Here is a 19,632-nt window from a genome sequence, read left to right on the forward strand (position 1 = left end):
CCCATGACTCGCATTCGCGCCATCCGCTGGCCCCTGGCGCTGGCCCTGTTCGCCGGCCTGCTGGGGCTGGGCGGCTGCGGCAGCTCGCCCAGCCACAACTACTACCTGCTGCACGCCAGCGCCCCGCCCAGCGGCGCGACCGACAGCCAGCTGCCCGTGGGTATCGGGCCGGTCAGCGTCCCCGAGTATCTCAACCGCAGTGCCCTGGTCTACAGTGGCGAGGGCAACCGGCTGCATGTGGCGCGGCTGGAGCGCTGGGGGGAGCCGCTGCAGGACGGCATTCCACGGGTGCTCGGCCTCAACCTGGCGGCGGCCCTGGGCACCCAGGACCTGCGCCCCCATCCCTGGCTGCGCAGCCAGGAACCGGCGGTCGCGGTACAGCTGTGGATTCTGGAGCTGGATGTGCGCGACGGCACGGCGGTGTTGACGGCGGAGTGGCGCCTGCACCGGCCGCGGGAAGACCGCGAGCTGGCGCGGCGCATCAGCCGCCTCAGCCAGCCACTGCCGGGGTGGCGCTGGGAGGCCGGGGCGGCAGCCGCCGCCTACAGCAGCCTGCTGCAGTCCCTGACCGAGGAGATCGCCTCGGCAATTCGCCGCGCGGAGACTGAACCGGGCTGAGGCGCCAGGCCCCGCCCCTTACGACTCTGACCTGGGCCCATGCCCGGGCCAGAGGGGGAGTACTCAGAAGCTGTCGGGGCGCAGCATGGCGTCGGAGCCGCCATCCACGAAGAACACCGCGCCGCAGACAAAGCCGGCATCCTCACTCAGCATGAAGCGCATCACGCTGGCGATCTGCGCCGGCTCGGCGGTACCACCCCAGGGCACCGTATCGGCGAACTGGGTCATCGCCTCCTTGTATTCGGCATTGGACATCACTTCCTGCATCAGCGGCGTCTGGGTAATGCCCGGTGCCACGGCGTTGAGGCGCACCCCGGCCTTGGCCCAGTCCACCACGTTGCGGCGCATCCACATGGTCAGCGCCCGCTTGGAGCCGGCGTAACCCACCTGGCCGTGGTTGGCTTCTTCCAGGGCGCGAATCGCCTCGGCCTCGTCGCCGCCCAGGCAGGCCTGCACGAAGGGCGTTTCGGCGGGCATCATCGGCGCGGAATTGGAGGAGACCAGCAATACCGTACCGCGGCGCTTCGCCACCAGGTCCTTCAGGCCCTCGGCCACCGCCACGGCGCCGAAGTAGTTGACCGCGGCAATCTTCGCCAGGGGCGCCACCGGCGGCAAACCGGCGCAGACAATCAGGCCATCCAACCCGGCTTCCGGTGCCCGCTCGCGCACACCGGCCACTGCCGCTTCGCGGCCCTCCGGGGTGGACAGGTCGGCAATCACGTCGCCCGCCTTGATGTCGACCGAAATCAGCTGGTGGCCATCCGCGACCAGTTGTTCGCGCAAGGCGGCACCGATCCCCGTGGCACCCCCGGTCATTGCGTAACACGCCATGCTCTGTTCCTCTCGTAATGGATTGCGATAGGTCTATTCTGCTACAGACCCGCGCGCAAGGTGCCGGGAACCTGGGATAAGCGTCCGCAGGCACAACTAGCTGAACCGCCCCCGGCGCCCCCGGGCCCACTTCTTGCCCCGTCCGGGGCGCGATAGTACCCTGAGCAGCGCATCAAATCCCTCCGGAGTACTCCCATGAGCAGCAAGCCCGTGCAGCCGGCCATCGAAGGCTGGTTCACCCTGAGCGATACCCCGCAGCTGATCGGCAGCCAGTGCTGTGGCTGCGGCACCTATTTCTTCCCCAAGCAGGACCACTACTGCAAGAACCCGGACTGCGACAGCACCGAATTCCAGGAGGCCCTGCTGAGCCCCCGCGGCCGCATCTGGAGCTACACCAATGCCTGCTACAAGCCGCCGGCCCCCTTCGTGGCAGAGGAGCCCTTCGAGCCCTACGCCATCGCCGCGGTGGAGCTGGAAAAAGAGCGCATGACGGTCCTCGGCCAGGTGGTCAAGGGTGTCGGCGTGGAAGACCTGAAAGTGGGCATGGAAATGGAGCTGGTGCTGGAGACCCTGCACGAGACCGACGAAGACACCAAGGTGACCTGGAAATGGCGCCCGGTAACCGACAATGGAGGACAAGGCTGATGAGTGGTGAAGTCGCGATTATCGGCGCCGGCATGCACCCCTGGGGCAAGTGGGGGCGCAATTTCGTCGAGTACGGCGTAGCCGCCGCCCGGGAAGCCCTGGCGGACGCCGGCATTCCCTGGCGGGACGTGGGCTACGTCTCCGGCGGCGCCACCGTGCGCTGCGGCTACCCCGGCTATGTCGCCGGTGCCACCTTCGCCCAGGCCCTCGGCTGGCAGGGCTGTGAGGTAAACACCTCCTACGCCGCCTGCGCCTCCGGCTCCCAGGCCCTGGCCGCGGCGCGCAATAAGATCCTCGCCGGCGAGTGCGAGGTGGCCCTGGTGGTCGGTGCCGACACCACCCCCAAAGGCTTCCTGGCCCCGGCCGGTGGCTACCGCCCGGAAGACCCGGACTGGGTGCGCTTCTACCTGGGCATCACCAACCCCACCTACTTCGCCCTCTACGCGCGCCGCCGCATGGATGTCTACGGCGACACCCTGGAGGACTTTGCCGCGGTGAAGGTGAAGAACGCCGCCATCGGCAGCAAGAATCCCCGCGCCCGTTACCGCAAGTGTTTCAGCGCGGAAGACGTGGCCGCCTCGGCGATGGTCGCCGACCCCCTGCGCCTGATGGACATCTGCGCCACCAGTGATGGCGGCGCGGCCCTGATCGTCTGCAGCCTGGACTACGCCAAACGCATCGGCAAGGGCGATGCCCCCCGCGTCGCGGCGATCTCCACTGTGACCCCGAGCTTTGCCAGCGCCGTGGTGGAGATGCCCGACATCGCCACCGACTCCGCGGCCGCCGCGGGTATCGACGCCCACAGCTTCCGCGCCTCCCTGCCGGTGAAGGCCTACGAGGAAGCCGGCATCGGCCCCGAGGACGTCGACGTGGCTGAGGTCTACGACCTCTCCACCGCCCTGGAGCTGGACTGGATCGAAGACCTGCAACTGGCCCCGCGGGGCGAGGCGGCCCAGCTGCTGCGCCGCGGCGACACCGCCGTGGGCGGCAAGATCCCGGTCAACCCCTCCGGCGGTCTGGCCTGCTTCGGCGAAGCGGTACCCGCCCAGGCCCTGGCCCAGGTCTGCGAACTGACCTGGCAGCTGCGCGGCGAGTGCGGCGACCGCCAGGTCGAGGGCGCCAGGGTCGGCATTACCGCCAACCAGGGCCTGTTTGGCCACGGCAGCTCGGTGATCGTCAAGCGCTAGGGGCAGTGGAGCGCAGCTACTCCACTGCCTGGGACCCGGGCTCCTGAGTCGGCACTGTCCACCCCCGGATAGACCGCGTCAGCTTGCCCGGTGCCTGCTTCCCCCCGGCGGCACGAATGCGCTCGAAATTCACCGGAAGGTCCGACTGTTCGGCTTCGGTAAAACTGGTCACGCGACTTTGGCCCTGCGCGCCCAAACCCTTCGCATAGCTGACCATCTGGTGCTCGGACACGCAGCGGTTGTGCAGGAACTTCCAGCCATCGGCTTCACGGGTATAGGTATATTCCAGTGTCGCCACATTCCATGCCGGCTGCCGGGTATCCGGGTCAATCAACAGGGTGAGCAGGAACCAGCGCGCCTCCGCGGCGTCGCCCGTCACGGTAATGACCGGGTTCGAAAGAATGTCAAAGGCCCAGCCACCGGCCTTTTCGAAGGCATCCATGAACTCGGTATAGAACTGGCGGATTGACGCCTTGTCCGCCAGCTCACCCAGCGGACCATGGTCATAGCTGGCGCGCTCGGAAAAGCAGTCGACAGCATCTTCCCAGCGCGCATCGTGCATGGCCTGCATATAGCCGGCAGTCAGCTGCTTGATGTCCTCGATGTCCGTTAGCCTGCGAACCTGCGCACGCAGTTGGGCGACCTCGTCGTTGATATCCATGATGACCTCATCGTTAGCGTTATCTGTCACAGCACCAGTTGTCGACCGCGGGCCTTTCCTGCTCAACGGGCAAGTGCTGAGGCTTCGACTATACTGTCTGTACAAGCCACCGCGCGAACGCGGTTACCCAGGCAGGGCGCGATGGGCGGTCACGGGCCGCCCGTTCAAGCCTTGACGGTAACCAGGTCGACAAGGTGTCCACTCTCCGCTCTGCCGGAACGCGGCCCCGGGCCAGGCGTTCCCTTCGCAATCATCGCGCTGTCGACCACAACCAACATCCACACTGTGCTGACAGAGCACAGGGCGGATTTCGGGCCACCCGATGGCCGGAGAATCCGAAGGAGGAGGAAACATGTCGAACAGCCCAGACAAGATGTCTGCGGATGCACCGCTTTCACCCGAACTCGCGTCCTGGGTGGATCCCAGCCTGGGTTCGACCCGGGGAACAGAAAAGCCCAAGGACCCCGACAAGGGCTACATCGCCCTGCTTGGCTGGAGCCTCAATGCGGTCAAGGCAGCACAGTGATCCTGCCCACCAATGATGGACACCCTGTTAAGCGAGTAAACTACGCGACAGAGGTGANGTTTACGAAGGTGGCATGCGGATCATCGATCCTCCAGTGGTAAAGGGCTGGTGGGTCGTCTGGCTGGGTGGTATCGCCCTGGCAGTTGATGCTTTGACGGCGTTACTCACCTATTCGATGCAAAAAGACAGCATCAACATCCGTGCACTGTTTCTTCACAATCTGTCGGATGCACTGGCGTCGGTCGCCGTGGTCATTGGCGGGACCCTTATTTTACTCTACGACATGCGCTGGGTTGATCCTGCCATCACCATCGGCATCGCGGGCTACATTCTCTACCTGGGTCTGACAGAAATCGGCGGTACCATCAGAACACTCATGCTGGGCAGCCCGGTGGATATCGATACCGATGCCGTCATTATTGCCTTATCCAACATCGAAGGCGTTGTCGACCTTCACCACGTGCATTTTTGGCAGATGGGCGAACACGATGCCTCGCTGGAGGCTCATGTGATTATCGAGGAAAGTGCATGGGATCAGCTTGAGAATATCAAGTACAGGATAAAACAGGCTCTGGCGCAGGAATTCAATATCAGTCATTCGACACTGGAATTCGAACACCCAGACCACGTGCACAAGGATGCCCACACCTATGGGCATGGTTGAGAGAGTGTTCTCCGCAAGCGTCGGCGAGAGTGAAGACTATTTCAATAGGCCGCCCAGGCGCGGAATTCTGCCGACATGAATCCGAGCAGCGAGAAAGGACCAGAGACTAATAGCGCAGTTGCAGAATACGCCGGGCGCCATTCAACACAATCAGCCCGATGATCAGACCAATGACCAAGTCAGGATAACGGGAACCCGTCCAGGCGACCAATACACCGGCGAGGATAACCCCCGAATTGGCGATGACATCGTTAGCGGAAAAGATCCAACTTGCTTTCATGTGCGCGCCGCCATGCCGGTTTCTTGCGATGAGCACCAGACACCAGACGTTGGCCGCCAGAGCCACAAAACCAAAACCCATCATTAACGCGGATACGGGTTCGCTGCCGAAGACAAATCGCCGCCCGACTTCAGCCAGGACCCCCAGCGCCAGAATCAACTGAAGCCAGCCTGACAAATGCGCCGCGCGCAGCTTCATCCGCACACTGTGTCCAACGGCATATAGTGCCACGCCGTAGACGGCGGCATCAGCAAACATGTCCAAAGAATCCGCGATCAAGCCAGTGGATTGCGCCAGCCAGCCTACTGTCAGTTCAACCACGAACATAACGCCGTTGATGGCCAGCAACCACTTCAGTATACCGGCTTCGACCTGGGCGGTTGCCTCTTCCTTCTCCCTGGCCAGGACTAGATCCTCTTCCCCCACCGGGGTGGTTTTTTCGAGCGTGGCACCCAGCCCCAGGGAGCGCATCCTTTCCTCGATGGTAGCCCCATTGTCACCATGGAAAACACGCACTTTCCGATTCGGTGTATCGAACTCCAGTAAAACGCGGGGCTCAATACTGTCCAGGGCAATGCGGATCATCCCCTCCTCCGACGGGCAGTCCATTTTTGGTACTCGGTAGTCACTGACATAGCCATGTTGAAAAGCCGTATCAGTATTCGCTATCCCAGAGGTGGGGGCATTGGCAACCTTCGCGCTCTGGCAGCCGTCACTGCACGGGTCAGACATCGAATAAAGCCCTTGTGGATGTACGGACGGTCACTATAAACTCTATAGCAACTATAGAGTCAATCGGAATATTGAGAGATGATGAAAATCGGCGAACTGTCGAAAGTGACTGACTGCTCCGTGCAAACCATCCGGCATTATGAAAAGGAACATTTGATTGCCTCTGCAGAACGCAGTGAAGGCAATTTTCGCCTGTACGATGAAGCTGCCGTTGAGCAACTGCTGTTTATCAAGCAATGTCGCAGCCTGGATCTCAGTTTGCCGGAGATTCGGCAGTTGTTGGCATTAAACCGTTCGCCCGGTGCGCAATGTGATGACGTGAACCGGATGATGGATAAGCATATCGAGCAGGTGGAGGCGCGTATCCAGGAACTCACCAAACTGAACGAGCAACTGGGAATGATCCTGCCCACCAATGATGGACACCCTGTTAAGCGAGTAAACTACGCGACAGAGGTGACCCATGACCAAGCAGACAGAATCCAAGAAAACCACCCGGAAGCAGCACTCGCCTGAGTTCCGGAAGGAAGCGTTGGCGCTGGCCGAGAAGGTCGGCATCGCCAAGGCGGCCAAGGAGCTCGGGCTCCACGACTCGCAGCTGTACGGATGGCGGGCCAAGGCGCGTGTACGGCAGAGCCAGAGTGATCTCGAGCAGAGCCAAGCCGCCGAAATAGCCCTGCTGAAGCGCAAGCTGGCCGAGCAGGAAGAGGAGCTGGCCATCGTAAAAAAGGCGGCCACATACTTCGCCAAGAGCCTGAGGTGAAGTATGTGTTCATGGAAGAGCATCGGGCTGTTTTCAAGGTGTTGGCCATGAGTCGGACGCTGGGCGTGTCGCGCAGTGGCTTTTATGCCTGGCGGTTGCAGCAGGATGACCCGTCACCGCGCCGCCGGCAACGGGATCGTCTGGATGCCGCCGTCAAGCAGGCCTTCGAGGACCGCAAAGGCCGTTCGGGCGCTCCCAGACTGGTGCTGGACCTGGCTGAATCAGGTCATCGGCATGACCGGAAAACCATTGCCGAGAGTATGCGCAGGCAGGGACTTCGGGCCAAAGCGGCGAAGAAATTCAAGGCAACCACGAACTCGCAACACAACCTGCCAGTGGCTCCCAACCTGTTGCAGCAGGATTTCACGGCAACGGCCCCGAACCAGAAGTATGTGGGCGATATCACCTACCTCTGGACGGATGAGGGCTGGCTCTACCTGGCCGTCGTTATTGACCTATACTCGCGCCTGGTGGTGGGCTGGGCCATGTCGGAGCGCATGACGGCGCAGCTTGCCTGCGATGCGCTTCAGATGGCGCTGTGGCGCCGCCGCCGGCCTACCGGGGTTATCGTTCATAGTGACAGAGGCAGCCAGTATTGCTCAGGGGCTTACCAGCAACTGATCCGGGAAAATGACTTGCTGTGCAGCATGAGCGCCAAAGGCAACTGCTATGACAATGCCTGTGCCGAGAGCTTCTTCCATTCGCTCAAGGTGGAAGCCATTCACGGTGAGCGTTTTCCGACCCGTGAGACCATGCGTCAGACGGTATTCGAGTACATTGAAGTGGACTACAATCGAACCCGCCGACACAGCGCCAACGGCTTCATCAGCCCGGCAGCGTTTGAGGCACAACATGTCGCTTAATGCGGTGTCCACTGTTGCTGGGCAGGATCAGAATGCTGCGCCGCAGCTGCTCAAACCGTCGGACAGTGGAGCAGTGCGGCATATTGCGTAATTTATCGGCTACTCCGGCTTCGAGCGGCTGACACGCGCATTCAAAAAATCTCCCGCGCTTCCCGCGACCGGGGAATTTTTTTGTTGCCTTCTCGCCAGGACAGGTTGCCTTTGATAGAGAGGGGAAAATGGCAATTTTGTCTCAAAGCTTCCACACCCAGCATGTATCAATCCATTGATAACGCATGCGAGCCTCTCAACTATAAACATAATGGTTCTTCGTCATTTCATGTGGATTTCAGGATCGAGCCCGCAGGGCTGGCAATCAGGNAGGCCTTTGATCGCCGCTACGTGGTGGTTGCGCCCGACTGGGCCAGGGATTTTTGCGAGGCGAACAAGATTCCTTTCATCCCCTGGGATTTCCTGCGGCTCAATGACCGCTCCATGGAAATCGCCCGGATACTGAAAAATGAAGGGGTCGATGTCGCCGTGCCGCTGTTCGAGGAAACCGTGGAATGGTCCGGGGCCATCAACTCCGTGCTGCTCGACAAACCCCACATGTACGGGCAGTCCATCCTGTTCCGGGACAAGGCCCTGATGAAACGGCGCGCCCAGCTCGGCGGGATCCGCGTCGGCATCTTCGAGGAAGCGCACGAGAAGGAAGATGTCATCCGCTTCATGAAGCGCGTCAACCAGACCCTGCTCAAACTGGATGGCGACCCGGATGACCCGATTCACGTCAAGGCCTTCGACAAGGCCGGCTGCCTGGGCCACCGCATGATCCGCAAGATCGAGGAAATCGACCAGATTCCCGCGGAGGAGTACCCGCTGCTGATGGAAAGCCACCTCGACGGCTGGGAGTTCGCCGTGGAGGCGTGGATTCACGAGGGCAAGATCAAGTTCCTGAACATCTCGGAATACGTGACCCTGGGGTATTCCGTGTTTGTACCCGCCACCAAGGAACTGGAAAGCTGGCGGGACGCGATCACGCGGCAGATCGAAAAGCTGATCAAGACCTTCGATATCCAGTTCGGGCTGATTCATCCCGAGTATTTCGTGACCGCGGATGGCGAGATGTATTTTGGCGAGATCGCCTATCGCCCCCCGGGCTTCAAGGCATTCGAGTTGATTGAGCGCGCCTACGGCTTCAGCCCCTACCAGGCCTCCATGCTGGTCTTTGATCCCAAGAGCACCCGCGAGGAAGTCGATGCCTTTTTCCCGCGGGAAGTGGTGGACGCGAAAGGCTACGCCGGCTGCTTTGGTGTGTATCCCCGGCGCCGAGTGGTCAGCAAGCTGGAGATGCCGCCGGAGACCACCGAGCACCCCTACTTCGAGTCGCACGAGTTGACCGCACCCACGGAGGAAATAGTGCCGGACCGCGCCGCTTTCGGCACCCACTGGGGCCTGGTGTTTTTCTTCGGCGACGACCCCATCCGCATGCGCGACCTGCTGAAGGCCCAGGAAGAACTGGACTTCTACGTCTGACCCACAGTCACCCAGCGCCCGACTCCCGGGCGCACCTCTCAATCGTCGGTGAAGGCCTCGCGATGAAAGTTGGCGGCCGCTTCCACCTCGCGGATGCCGCACTCCGCCAGTGCCGGTGCCTCGCCGCCGGCGAGCACTTCCAGCACCGCATGCACCCCCTGCGCCAGGGAGGAAAGGTTATAGCCCCCCTCCAGCACCAGGGCCAGGCGGCCGTCGCAGTGCTGGTCGGCGATGCCCTGCACGATCTGCGTCAGCATTCTGAAACCGTCGTAGGTCAGGTTGAGAGCCATGTCGTTGCGGTGGGGGTCAAAGCCGGCGGAGACCAGCACCAGGTCCGGCTGGAAGCGCTCTGCCGCGGGGAGGAGAATCTCGCGGAAGGCCTTCTCGAAGGCCAGGTCACCGGCAGTTTCCGGGATCGGCACATTGACCGTGTAGCCCTCTCCCAGGCCGGCGCCCACCTCCTCGAGATGCCCGGAGCCGGGATAAAAGGGCGCGGCACAGTGAATGTCGAAAAACAGCACGTCGGGGTCGGCCCAGAAGATCTCCTGGGTGCCGTTGCCGTGATGGGCGTCCCAGTCCACGATCAATACCCGTTCGCAACCCAAACGGGCCTGGGCGTGGGCCGCCGCCACCGCGACGTTGTTGAACAGGCAGAAGCCCTGGGCCCGCAGCGGGCCGGCGTGGTGGCCCGGGGGCCGCACCAGGGCAAAGGCACTGTCCGATTCACCGCTGCAGACTGCCTCCACCGCCGCGATGGCCTGGCCGGCAGCGGCGCTCGCCGCCTGGACACTGTCCGGCGACACGGCGGTGGTATCGCGATCCAGCCAGGCTCGCTTGCCCGCCAGGGAAAAGATCTGGTCGAGGTAGGCGGTAGCGTGCACCCGGCCCAGCTGCTCGTAGCTTGCCGGCGCACCGCTGTGGAATTCAACGCCCGGCACGGGCTGGGCCGTCAGCGCGTCGCGAATCGCCGTCAGCCGCCCGGGGTGCTCGGGGTAACTCCACTTGAAGTCCAGGCCCTGCAGGATACTGCGCACACGCTTTTCCACGCGGCTGGGCACAAAGGGAAAATCCACTTCGGGATTGTGGCCGAGCATGAGCTCGTCATAAAACACCGCGACGCTGCGATCACCTATCACCAGAGATCCCCCTCGGTCGATGTGAAGACGAACGCGCCATTGACCTCACTGCCCTGCCGAGATGGCCTTGCGCACATTGGCGGTAAAGGCGGCGGCGCGTACACCCGTCGGCTGAAAGCCGAGCCGGCTCCAGGTGGCCTCGGCCTCCCGGTTGGATAGCGAGTATTCGAGAATCAACTCCTGCACGTCGTGCTGCTCGGCAAAGGCCAGCAGCTCCGCGAGCATGGCGCGGAAGATGCCCAGCTTGCGGTAGTCGGGCTCCACCCAGACATCGTCGATGACCCCGGACTTCAGCTCCAGGTCATCCAGCTGCTCCCAGATGCCCTGGCTGCGCCAGACATAGATATAGGCCATGCCGACGGGGCCCACCTCGGGCAGCGCCGCAACAACGACCAGTCTGTCCTGGTCTTCCAGCGCAGCGGCCAGCAGCTCCCGCAGCCGCTTGCGCTCGGCCCGCCGGAGTGTGCGGGGCGCGCCCCCGGCCACATGCATGGCCAGCCGGGCCATGAAATCGACCAGAATCCCCAGGTCGGATTTGCGCGCCGGCCTGATGCGAAGGCCGTCGGAACTCTCGGTAGCGGAGACCATAGCCTGACTCCCTGCGCCAGCGAAGACCGTCAAGCCCCGAGGGAGCGCCGACGGTGCCCCGCCGGCGCCGCTCGCGGGGCCGTGTGATCCTCAGTCGGTATCGGCCACGTAGGCGCCGTCCTCGTCGTGGATCTCGCGACCGGAAACCGGCGGGTTGAAGGCGCAGACGAGTTTCAGCTCGTCAATCGCCTCGAGGGTATGTTTGTCGTGCTTGTCCAGGGCGTAGAGGGTACCCGGCTCGATATCGAAGGTTTCGCCGGTCTCGCGGTTGGTGAGAATGCCCTTGCCGCTGTAGCAGTAAACGGCTTCCACGTGGTTCTTGTACCACATGTCGAACTTGAGACCCGGCGGGAAGGTGGTCTCGTGAAACGAGAAGCCCATGCCATCGCTCTTGAGCAGGAAACGGACGCTGGTCCAGCCGTCGGGGCTGACCACTTCCCGGTCGGTTCCCTTGAGATCGTCGAGGCGCACTACTTTCATGGTGTTCTCCTGTTGGTGGTTGACCCTATAGCTGACCACAGCCAGCCGATTAACTCAAATGCAGGCCGCAAGCCGGCGCGGCACCTGCCGCTACTGGAGCTACCCGCGCTAACCCTGCTCCTCCAGCCATACCAGGGTATCCAGCCAGGCCACAAAGCGCCGCTGATACTCGGGGGAGCGCTCCCCCATGGCAGTGAGTGAGCGAATTGCCAGCATCCGCGGATTCAAGGGCCCGGGGTCTTCGGGGGCGCTGTCGATGGCCCGGGCAATGCGGTCGGCAATATCCCGCTGCCACTGGTGCTGCCGCAGCAGGCCCAGGGCCTGCAGTTCCCGGGGCTCGCCCAATTCACGGCGGAGTCCCCGCAGGGCCTGTAAAGTGGGGCTCGGGCGCCGCCTCCGGGCGCCCGCGGACGGTGCGCGCTGGCGCTCATCAGTGATGGCGGACATCACTCCGCCCCCTGGCTGACCCGCGGCACGGGTGCCATTTCCACCCGGCGATTGCGGGCGCGCCCGGCTTCATCGCGATTGCCGGCCACAGGCTGCTGGTCGCCGAAGGCCGCGGCGAATACCCGCTCGGCGGGCATGCCGGCCTCGATCAGGGCGCGGGTGACGGTGAGGGCCCGCTGGGCGGAGAGCTCCCAGTTGTCGCTGAACTGCAGGTTGCCCTGCTGAATCGGCAGGTCATCGGTAAACCCGCTGACCATCAACAACTGGTCGTTTTCTTCCACGTAGAGCTGCAGGGGCGCCACCAGGCTGGCCAGCAGCTCGCGTCCCTCGGCCTGCAACTGGTCGGAATTGAGGTCAAACAGCACGCTGCCGCTGATGCCGATACGGCCGTCGCGCAGGGTCACCCGGCCGCTGGCCAGGGGCGCGGCCAGGGCCTGCTCCAGCACCTGGCGGCGCTGCTGCTCCACCTGTCGCTGGGCCTCCGCCTGCTCCAGGCTCTTGGCCAGCTCCAGCTGGAAACCCAGGGTCCAGATCAACAGCAACACGAACACGCCGACCAGGCCGGTCATCAGGTCACCAAAGATGGCCCAGATCGGCGGCCCCTCCTGCAGGCCGTCCTCCAGCTCCCCGCTCATGCCTCTGCGGCCTCGGCCGGAACGTCGGCTACCGTCGCGGCCGCGTGCTCCGACAGGTCCTCCAAGCGCCCCAGGATTGCCTGCTGGGACACCAGGTTGTGGTCGATGATCTCCCGCGCCTGGGCCACGTAGTAGGCCATCTGCTCATCGCTGCGCTCGCCGCTCTCCGCCAGGCTCTGCTCCACGCTGGCCAGGGCCGCCAGCAGCTCGCGGTTGCTGTCGCTGAATTGCTCCACCGCGGCGGCAAAGGTATCGCCGAGGCCAGCCATGTCCAGGGCGCTGGTGGACAGCTGCTCCCCCAGCCCGGCCAGCTCGCTACCGCGCAGTTCGAGATGATCGGCGACACGCCCGCCCAGGTTCTCCAAGCTCTCGGTCAGCTGGCGACTGCACTGGTCCAGGCTGGCCCCGACCCGCTCGCTGCTGTGCTCCAGGTCTTCGCCCACCCGCTGGCTCAACCGGGTCAGACTATCACCGCTGTGTGCCAGCCACTGCTGTAGATGCTCGCCACTGCGCGCCAACAGGCTCTCGAGGCTATTGCCACTGTGTGTCAGGAGCTGATCGAGTGCTTCCTGCTGGGCACGCTGGCTGTCGTGCAGGGCAGCCATCAATGCGGACAACTCCTTCATCACGGCCTGGCGCTCCTCCAGCAGGGCATTGTCCCGGGCCAGATGGGCAGCCATTTCCACGCGCAGGGATTCGATCAGCTGCGCTGCGGAACGGGGAGCCTCCGCGGCGGCGGCAACCACCTCGGCCAGGGGCGCCTCCAGCGAGAGCCCCAGTTCTGCGAGTTGCTTCGCCGTCGTGGTCTGCAGCTGCTCCAGCCGATCCGTCGCCGCGCCCTGGAGGGCTTCCAGGCGCGCGGATGCACTGCGCTCAAGCGCGTCCAGTTGCTGCGCCGCCGCCGCGTTCCGGCTCTCCTCCAGGGCCCGCATCTCGGCCAGCTGTGCCTGCAGGGTGTCCATCAATGCCTGACTGCGATCCGTCACGGCCTGCTGCCAGCGCTCTTCGGCGGCCTGCTGCGCGGCCATTTGTTCGCGCTGCTGCTCCAGCAACTGCTGATTCAGCGTGCCCAGGGTCTCGTCCCGGGCCACGGCAGTCTCGACCAGCTGTTCAGCCGCACGCATCAGGGTCTGCTCCACCGAGGCCATCAGCGCGCGATTGCCCGCCTGCTGCTGTTCCAGGCCCTGCTGCCAGCTCGCCGCTACCACCTCGCGGCTCTCCCGCAGCGCCGCGTCCATCGCCTCCAGACGTGCCAGGGCGCTGTCGTCCAGTTTGCTGTGTCGCTCTTGCAGGTCCTGCTGCAAGGCGGAAAGCAGTTCCGCCACCAGCGGTTTGACGGTTTCACCCGCCTGGCGGCCACTCTCGGCAAGGCTGCTCTGCAGGGCCCCGGCGACATCCCCGCCGAGGGTGCGGAACTCGGTCTGCAACTGCTGCTGGAAGGCGTCTTGCCGGGCCAGAAGCTGCTCCTCCAGGAGCCGACCGCGACTGTCCAGCTGCTCCCCCATTGCGCCCAGGCGCTCGCCGAGGGCAGACAGCTGGGCGACCAGGGCGGGCAGGGTCTCGGCCTGCTGCTGCAGGGCGCTGTAGGTGCGCTGGCGCTGGTACGGCAGGGACTGCTCGCGGAACGCGCCATCGCGCAGGCGGTCCAGGTCGCGGCAGGCCGCCAGCCGCTCGCGGCGGCTGAGGGTGGCAATAAAACCCAGCATGGCAGAGGCCGCGACCCCCGCCACCGAGGTCCCGAAGGCCATGCCCAGACCCTGGATGGGCGCTGCCAGACCGGCGCGAATGGCGCTCAGTTCCGTGCTGCCCTCCAGGGCACGCACCGCACCGCCGAGGGTCTCGACCATGCCGACAAAGGTGCCCATCAGGCCCAGCATGACCAGCAGTCCCACCAGGTAGGGTGTCAGGACCGGCACCGGCAAACCGCCGCCCTCGCCGATCAGGCGCTGCTGCACCGGCTGGCGCAGGGCCTCGGGCAGCTGCTCCAGCCAGCGCTCCTGATCGCCCCCGGGAGCCTGCAGCACGGCGCGGCGCAGCGCTCCCGTCGCGCGCTGATAGCCCCAGAGTTCGGCGCCCCCCGCCGCGTAAGCCAGGGCAATCAGCAGCATCACCACGGATGCCAGCAGGTGTCCCGGGGCGACCGCCCGGGCCATCCAGAAAATCACCGCGATGCCTATGGCGAAAGCCAGCAGGGAAAACAGTCTGGTCATGGAGCATCCTCTTTTACAGATTCCAGGGCATCCAGCATGCCCTGCAGCGGCTGCAGGCGCAGGCTGACTTCCGCCACCAGCACCCGCTGCATATCCCGGTGAAACCGCTGCAGCCACCCCCCCTCCTCCAGCCAGGTGCCGGGCTCGCTGCTGTGACCCGCCGCCGCGTCCGCCGCCCGCTGCTCACCGGCCAGGGTCACAAAGCGCTTCTGCAGCAGGCCGGGCAGGACTGCCAGGCCGCGGCGGGCGTAGTCGGCCAGGGTGCCCTCGAGGGTGGCATCCAGGGCCGCCAGTTGCGCCAGCGCCGGGCCGGCCACGGCCAGTTGCTGGCGCAGGGCGCGCCGCAGCAAGGTGACTTGCCGCTCCAACTCGCTCTGCTGCAGTGAATAGAAGCGCTGATAGGGGGCCCAGGCTTCGGCGTCCGCCTTCAGCGTCGCGGGTTTCGCAGACGGCAGGAAAAAGCTGCCCGCGGGAGCGGGCTCACCGCCCTGCGCTGGGGCAAAGCTGTCACTGATGGTCCTCAGCATGTCGCGGCGACGGCCCTGGAGCAGGGCCCCGGGGCCATCCGTGGCTTCATCCGCCTCGAGTGCCTGCGCGGGGATGCGACCCAGGCTGCGCAGGAACTCCGACAAATCGATCGCCCCGGAGAGGTCGATCAGCTCCGCGAGACGGTCGGCAAAGGACTTTTTCGGCGCACGTCGGGCGTTCAGGCCGAGGTCACTGAGTACCTGGACCAATGACGCAGGCGCAGGCGGGGCTTGGGTAGCGGCCTTGGGCATCAAATCCTGTCGTGATAGCTGTATGCGGGCGCAGGGCGACGTGCGAAAGCACGCGCCCCGCCAGTCGTCAGCAAACGCGGGGCAGGCAATCAGCCCGGACCAGGCCGGGGTGAAACAGCGCTGCGGTTACCTTGTCGGCGCCCATTATCGCTGTTTCGGCGGGGGTTTCAATGCATGACAGGAAGCACCCTACTGACGGATGCCCTCGACATGCAGCTCCAGTTCCACCTCCAGGTTGCCCAGGGGGCCCGCCATCCCGTAGTCGCCCAGCATGATGCTGGTGTTTCCGGCGAAACCGGCGCGGTAGCCACCCCAGGGATCCTCGCCCTCACCGACGTGCTCTACCGGGAAACTGATCGTGCGGGTCACCCCATGCAGGGAAAACTCGCCGGTCAGCTCGCCGGTGCCTTCACCCGTGGGGGTGTAAGCCGTGCTGGTGAAGCTGGCGCGGGGATGTTCCTCGACATCGAGGAAATCGTCGCTGCGCAGGTGCTTGTCGCGCTCGGCGTGGTTGGAGTCGATCGAGGCGGTATCGATTTGCACCTGAATCGAGGAAGCCGCCGGGTTCTCCCGATCCCAGACGAAGTCGCCCTCGAAATCATTGAAGCGGCCGGTCAACCAGCTGAAACCCAGGTGGGACACCTTGAAGTTGATCGAGGCGTGGCCACCCTGGGTATCGATCACGTAGTCCGCCGCATTGGCGGCCAGTGCCGTGGTGGAAAGCGAGAGTGCAAGTAACAGTTTTTTCATGGTGATATCTCCTGTAACGGTTAAAACATGGGTCAATCAGTTGGGTCTACGAGCGGAACCCGAATTCGGACGCAGCATCCGACGCAGGGTGCGGTCCCGGTTCACAACATGGTGCTTGAGTGCCGCCAGGGCGTGCAGTGCACTCAGGATGATCAGTGACCACACCAGGATCTCGTGGACTTCCCCGGCAACATCCTCCTGGTGCTCGGCAGTCAGGGTGGCGGGCACCTGAAACAGCCCGAACACCTCGATGGCACGCCCGTCGGCGGTGGAAATCAGATAACCGCTGACCACAATGGCCAGCAGCAGGCCGTAGAGCGCCCAGTGCATCCAGTGCGCCAGCCGGTTCTCCCAGGGCGTAGTCGACAGACCCCGGGGACGCGGGTTGACCAGGCGCCAGGCCAGCCGCGCCAGTAACAGCAGGGCCAGCAGGATGCCCACGGCCTTGTGGGTCTCCAGGGAGCCGCGGTACCAGGCGTCGTAGTAGGTCAACTCCACCATGTACAAGCCGAGAGCGAACATGCCGTAGACGGTCAGGGCCACCAGCCAGTGCAGCGCAATGGCCACCCAGCCGTAGGCGTGCGCAGTGTTTTTCAGCATGGGGCCTCCGCTTCTCCAGTCAGTGAAGCCACCATAGCCAACTTTTCGCGATGCAAATATAGCGATATTACGACAATAGTTGTGCGAAAATGCACAAGTGAGATCGAAGCGTGCCCGGCCAGCCGGGTAGGAGCACAACATGACGCCGGATACCTGCAGCTGGGACGACCTGCATGCCGCCTATCAGGTCGCGCGCAGCGGCAGCCTGAGCCGGGCCGGGCAGGCCCTGGGCGTCAACCACTCCACCGTGCTGCGGCGCATCAACCGGCTCGAAGAGCAGCTGGGTTTGCGCCTCTTCCTGCGCCACCAGCGTGGCTACCGCCTGACCGACGCCGGGCAACTGCTGCTGGAACGCATGACCCCGGTCGCGGGAGACATGCAGCGCCTGCTGGCCTCCCTGTCCGCCCTGGACAATGCGCCCTCTGGCACCCTCAAGATCTCCACGGTATCGGACTTCTCGCCCTTTTTTGCCCCGCTGCTGCACGACTTCCGCGAACTGCACCCACAGATTCGGGTACAGGTGGTGGCCACCGACGACCGGCTATCACTCTCCCGGGGCGAGGCCCACGTCGCGGTGAGAATGGGGCCGGAGCCGCGGGAGCCCGACCTGGTGGCGCGGCGGCTGATTTCCTTTACCCAGGAGTATTTCGCGGCCCGGGCCTATGTAGACAGCCACGGTCTGCCGCAGTCGATGGCGAGCATCAATGAGCATTTCTGGGTGCTGCCTACGGGCGAGAAGCGGCGCATCTCCGGCATCCGGCAACTGGTCGACCATATCGACCCAACCCGGGTGGTGTTCCAGAGCAACAGCTTTACCGATATCCACGCCGCGGTCATGGAGGGCATGGGCATCGGCCCCCTGGGCCCCTTGCAGCGCTTTGACAGCCGCGGCCAGGCGCTGGTGAAAGCCGACTTCGGCCTCCGGGCCGAGGCCTCCCACATGTGGTTTGTCTACCACCGGGACATGCGCGGCAGCGCCCGCATCAAGGCCCTGCAGGACTTCCTGGTGACACAGATGCCGGCGCGGCTGCAGGGCTGAGCCGAACGGGCCTCTAGGCGGCTGCAGCCGCCTCCAGCTCCGCCAGATAGTCCTCGTAAGTGCCCTGGAAATCGACCAGTTCGCGGCCCTTGATCTCGATCACCCGGGTGGCCAGGGAGGAGACAAACTCGCGGTCGTGACTGACGAAAATCAGCGTGCCATCGTAGTTTTCCAGAGCCAGGTTGAGGGCCTCAATGGCCTCGATATCCAGGTGGTTGGTGGGCTCGTCCAGGATCAGCACGTTGGCGTCGCTCATCATCATTTTGCCGAAGAGCAGGCGGTTCTTCTCACCACCGGAGCAGACGCGGGCCTTCTTCTTGAAGTCGTCGGCGGAAAACAGCAGGCGCCCCAGGGTCGCGCGCACGATCTGGTCGTCGTGGCTGGGCTTGCGCCACTGGCTCATCCAGTCAAACAGGTTCAGGTCGCTGTCGAAGTCCGCTGTGCTGTCCTGCGGGCAGTAGGCCACCGCAGCGTTCTCCGCCCATTTCACCGTCCCCGCGACCGGCTGCAGCTCCTCCAGCAGGCAGCGCAGGAAGGTGGTCTTGCCGGCGCCGTTCTCGCCAATCACCGCCAGGCGCGTCCCCGCTTCCAGCAGCAGGTTGCCGCCGCTGAACAGGGTCTGCCCCTCGAAGCCGTGGCCCAGATTCTCCAGCACCACCGCCTGGCGGTGCAGCTTCTTTTCCTGCTTGAAGCGGATATAGGGGCTCTGGCGGCTGGAGGCCTTGATCTCGTCCAGCTTGATCTTCTCGATCTGCTTGGCGCGGGAGGTGGCCTGCTTGGCCTTGGACGCGTTGGCGGAGAAGCGGCTGACAAACTGCTGCAGATCGGCAATCTGCGCGGACTTCTTGGCATTTTCCGAGTGCAGGCGCTCCCGGGCCTGGGTCGCCGCGGTCATGTAGTCGTCGTAGTTGCCCGGGTACACCCGCAGCTCGCCGTAGTCGATGTCCGCCATGTGGGTGCAGGTGGCATTGAGGAAGTGGCGGTCGTGGGAAATGATCACCATGGTGCTCTTGCGCGCGTTAAGCACCCCCTCCAGCCAGCGAATGGTGTTGATGTCCAGGTTGTTGGTGGGCTCGTCCAGCAGCAGGATATCCGGGTCGGAAAACAGCGCCTGTGCCAGCAGAACCCGCAACTTGGTGCCCGGCGCCACCTCGCTCATGGGGCCGAAATGGAAGTCGGTCGGGATACCGGCGCCGAGGAGAATTTCGCCGGCGCGGCTCTCCGCGGTATAGCCGTCCATCTCGGCGAAGCGGGTCTCCAGCTCGGCCACCTTCATGCCGTCCTCGTCGGACATGTGCGCCAGGCCGTAGATGCGGTCGCGCTCCTGCTTCACGGCCCACAGCTCGGTGTGGCCCATGATCACGGTGTCGATCACCGAGTACTGCTCGAAGGCGAACTGGTCCTGGTGCAGCTTGCCGATGCGCTCGTCGGGGGTGACCGAGACATTGCCGGCGCTGGGCGCCAGGCTGCCGTCGAGGATTTTCATCAGTGTGGACTTGCCGCAGCCGTTGGCGCCAATCAGGCCGTAGCGGTTGCCGCCGCCAAACTTGACGGAAATGTTTTCAAACAGGGGCTGGGCACCAAATTGCATGGTGACATTGGCTGCAGTAATCACGGGGAAGTACCTGGAAAAAAAGAAATGGCGCGAGAGTGGGACCGCGGGAGGCTGCGCACTATACAGAG

20 protein-coding genes and 1 pseudogene are annotated in these 19,632 nt (G+C 64.1%); 8 read left to right on the forward strand and 13 right to left on the reverse strand.

Going from position 1 to position 19,632, the window contains the following annotated elements:
* The first annotated feature begins 3 nt into the window (after positions 1-3).
* The gene (locus ACYVGS_RS03550; protein WP_460587257.1) at positions 4-618 is read left to right on the forward strand and encodes a PqiC family protein; all 615 of its coding nucleotides are present in this window, start codon (positions 4-6) and stop codon (positions 616-618) included.
* Positions 619-681: 63 nt separating this feature from the next.
* Here the strand turns inward: ACYVGS_RS03550 and ACYVGS_RS03555 are convergent, their stop codons facing one another.
* Entirely contained in the window at positions 682-1,449 is a 768-nt protein-coding gene (locus ACYVGS_RS03555) for a Rossmann-fold NAD(P)-binding domain-containing protein (RefSeq protein ID WP_460587258.1), read from the reverse strand.
* Positions 1,450-1,644: 195 nt separating this feature from the next.
* On the opposite strand from ACYVGS_RS03555, the gene ACYVGS_RS03560 reads away from it, so the two are divergent.
* Together ACYVGS_RS03560 and ACYVGS_RS03565 are read left to right on the forward strand one after the other, a co-directional pair.
* On the forward strand, positions 1,645-2,094 hold the full coding sequence (locus ACYVGS_RS03560; protein ID WP_460587259.1) for a Zn-ribbon domain-containing OB-fold protein: 450 nt from the start codon (positions 1,645-1,647) through the stop codon (positions 2,092-2,094).
* A complete protein-coding gene (locus ACYVGS_RS03565) occupies positions 2,094-3,281 on the forward strand; it encodes a thiolase domain-containing protein (protein WP_460587260.1) in 1,188 nt (395 codons plus the stop codon). Before ACYVGS_RS03560 ends, ACYVGS_RS03565 begins: the two co-directional genes overlap by 1 nt.
* Positions 3,282-3,297: 16 nt before the next feature.
* Here ACYVGS_RS03565 and ACYVGS_RS03570 read toward each other — a convergent pair whose 3' ends face one another.
* A complete protein-coding gene (locus tag ACYVGS_RS03570; RefSeq protein ID WP_460587261.1) occupies positions 3,298-3,942 on the reverse strand; it encodes a nuclear transport factor 2 family protein in 645 nt (214 codons plus the stop codon).
* A 352-nt stretch (positions 3,943-4,294) separates the two neighbouring features.
* On the opposite strand from ACYVGS_RS03570, the gene ACYVGS_RS03575 reads away from it, so the two are divergent.
* Together ACYVGS_RS03575 and ACYVGS_RS03580 are read left to right on the forward strand one after the other, a co-directional pair.
* On the forward strand, positions 4,295-4,468 hold the full coding sequence (locus tag ACYVGS_RS03575; RefSeq protein ID WP_460587262.1) for a hypothetical protein: 174 nt from the start codon (positions 4,295-4,297) through the stop codon (positions 4,466-4,468).
* A 70-nt stretch (positions 4,469-4,538) separates the two neighbouring features.
* Positions 4,539-5,132 (forward strand): annotated as a pseudogene (locus ACYVGS_RS03580) (cation diffusion facilitator family transporter); the annotation flags it as partial.
* Positions 5,133-5,238: 106 nt separating this feature from the next.
* Here the strand turns inward: ACYVGS_RS03580 and ACYVGS_RS03585 are convergent.
* A complete protein-coding gene (locus tag ACYVGS_RS03585; protein ID WP_460587263.1) occupies positions 5,239-5,997 on the reverse strand; it encodes a cation diffusion facilitator family transporter in 759 nt (252 codons plus the stop codon).
* Between the two features lie 225 nt (positions 5,998-6,222).
* Between ACYVGS_RS03585 and ACYVGS_RS03590 the strand changes: the two genes are divergently transcribed.
* The gene (locus ACYVGS_RS03590) at positions 6,223-6,660 is read left to right on the forward strand and encodes a Cd(II)/Pb(II)-responsive transcriptional regulator (protein ID WP_460587264.1); all 438 of its coding nucleotides are present in this window, start codon (positions 6,223-6,225) and stop codon (positions 6,658-6,660) included.
* Positions 6,608-7,770, forward strand: a protein-coding gene (locus tag ACYVGS_RS03595) for an IS3 family transposase (protein WP_460587265.1) whose coding sequence is annotated in 2 segments (ribosomal slippage) — positions 6,608-6,866 and positions 6,866-7,770 — 1,164 coding nt in all. Because the reading frame shifts where the segments join, the coding sequence is not laid out codon by codon here. The genes ACYVGS_RS03590 and ACYVGS_RS03595 overlap by 53 nt, the downstream gene beginning before the upstream one ends.
* Before the next feature lie 1,553 nt (positions 7,771-9,323).
* On the opposite strand, the gene ACYVGS_RS03600 is transcribed toward ACYVGS_RS03595, so the two are convergent.
* The 9 genes from ACYVGS_RS03600 to ACYVGS_RS03640 form a co-directional block, all read right to left on the reverse strand.
* The gene (locus ACYVGS_RS03600; protein ID WP_460587266.1) at positions 9,324-10,421 is read right to left on the reverse strand and encodes a histone deacetylase family protein; all 1,098 of its coding nucleotides are present in this window, start codon (positions 10,419-10,421) and stop codon (positions 9,324-9,326) included.
* A 45-nt stretch (positions 10,422-10,466) separates the two neighbouring features.
* The gene (locus ACYVGS_RS03605) at positions 10,467-11,009 is read right to left on the reverse strand and encodes a GNAT family N-acetyltransferase (RefSeq protein WP_460587267.1); all 543 of its coding nucleotides are present in this window, start codon (positions 11,007-11,009) and stop codon (positions 10,467-10,469) included.
* A 90-nt stretch (positions 11,010-11,099) separates the two neighbouring features.
* Positions 11,100-11,489, reverse strand: a complete 390-nt coding sequence (locus ACYVGS_RS03610) for an ectoine synthase (protein WP_460587268.1) — start codon at positions 11,487-11,489, stop codon at positions 11,100-11,102.
* Positions 11,490-11,597: 108 nt separating this feature from the next.
* Positions 11,598-11,936 carry a DUF2894 domain-containing protein gene (locus tag ACYVGS_RS03615; protein WP_460587269.1) on the reverse strand — a complete coding sequence of 113 codons (339 nt, stop codon included), beginning with the start codon at positions 11,934-11,936 and terminating at the stop codon, positions 11,598-11,600.
* Positions 11,936-12,571, reverse strand: a complete 636-nt coding sequence (locus ACYVGS_RS03620) for an OmpA family protein (RefSeq protein WP_460587270.1) — start codon at positions 12,569-12,571, stop codon at positions 11,936-11,938. The genes ACYVGS_RS03615 and ACYVGS_RS03620 overlap by 1 nt, the downstream gene beginning before the upstream one ends.
* Positions 12,568-14,781 (reverse strand): coiled-coil domain-containing protein, encoded by a 2,214-nt coding sequence (locus ACYVGS_RS03625; RefSeq protein WP_460587271.1) that lies wholly within the window; start codon positions 14,779-14,781, stop codon positions 12,568-12,570. The genes ACYVGS_RS03620 and ACYVGS_RS03625 overlap by 4 nt, the downstream gene beginning before the upstream one ends.
* Entirely contained in the window at positions 14,778-15,560 is a 783-nt protein-coding gene (locus ACYVGS_RS03630) for a DUF3348 family protein (RefSeq protein WP_460587272.1), read from the reverse strand. The genes ACYVGS_RS03625 and ACYVGS_RS03630 overlap by 4 nt, the downstream gene beginning before the upstream one ends.
* 189 nt (positions 15,561-15,749) lie before the next feature.
* Positions 15,750-16,310 (reverse strand): YceI family protein, encoded by a 561-nt coding sequence (locus ACYVGS_RS03635; RefSeq protein WP_460587273.1) that lies wholly within the window; start codon positions 16,308-16,310, stop codon positions 15,750-15,752.
* Positions 16,311-16,346: 36 nt separating this feature from the next.
* Positions 16,347-16,910 carry a cytochrome b gene (locus tag ACYVGS_RS03640; RefSeq protein ID WP_460587274.1) on the reverse strand — a complete coding sequence of 188 codons (564 nt, stop codon included), beginning with the start codon at positions 16,908-16,910 and terminating at the stop codon, positions 16,347-16,349.
* Positions 16,911-17,049: 139 nt separating this feature from the next.
* On the opposite strand from ACYVGS_RS03640, the gene ACYVGS_RS03645 reads away from it, so the two are divergent.
* Complete coding sequence (locus tag ACYVGS_RS03645) at positions 17,050-17,949, forward strand: LysR family transcriptional regulator (RefSeq protein ID WP_460587275.1); 900 nt, start codon at positions 17,050-17,052, stop codon at positions 17,947-17,949.
* A gap of 13 nt (positions 17,950-17,962) precedes the next feature.
* Here the strand turns inward: ACYVGS_RS03645 and ACYVGS_RS03650 are convergent, their stop codons facing one another.
* Positions 17,963-19,564: an ABC-F family ATPase gene (locus ACYVGS_RS03650; RefSeq protein ID WP_460587276.1), complete on the reverse strand. Its 1,602-nt coding sequence runs from the start codon at positions 19,562-19,564 to the stop codon at positions 17,963-17,965.
* Positions 19,565-19,632: the final 68 nt, after the last annotated feature.

Source organism: Haliea atlantica (assembly GCF_054779855.1).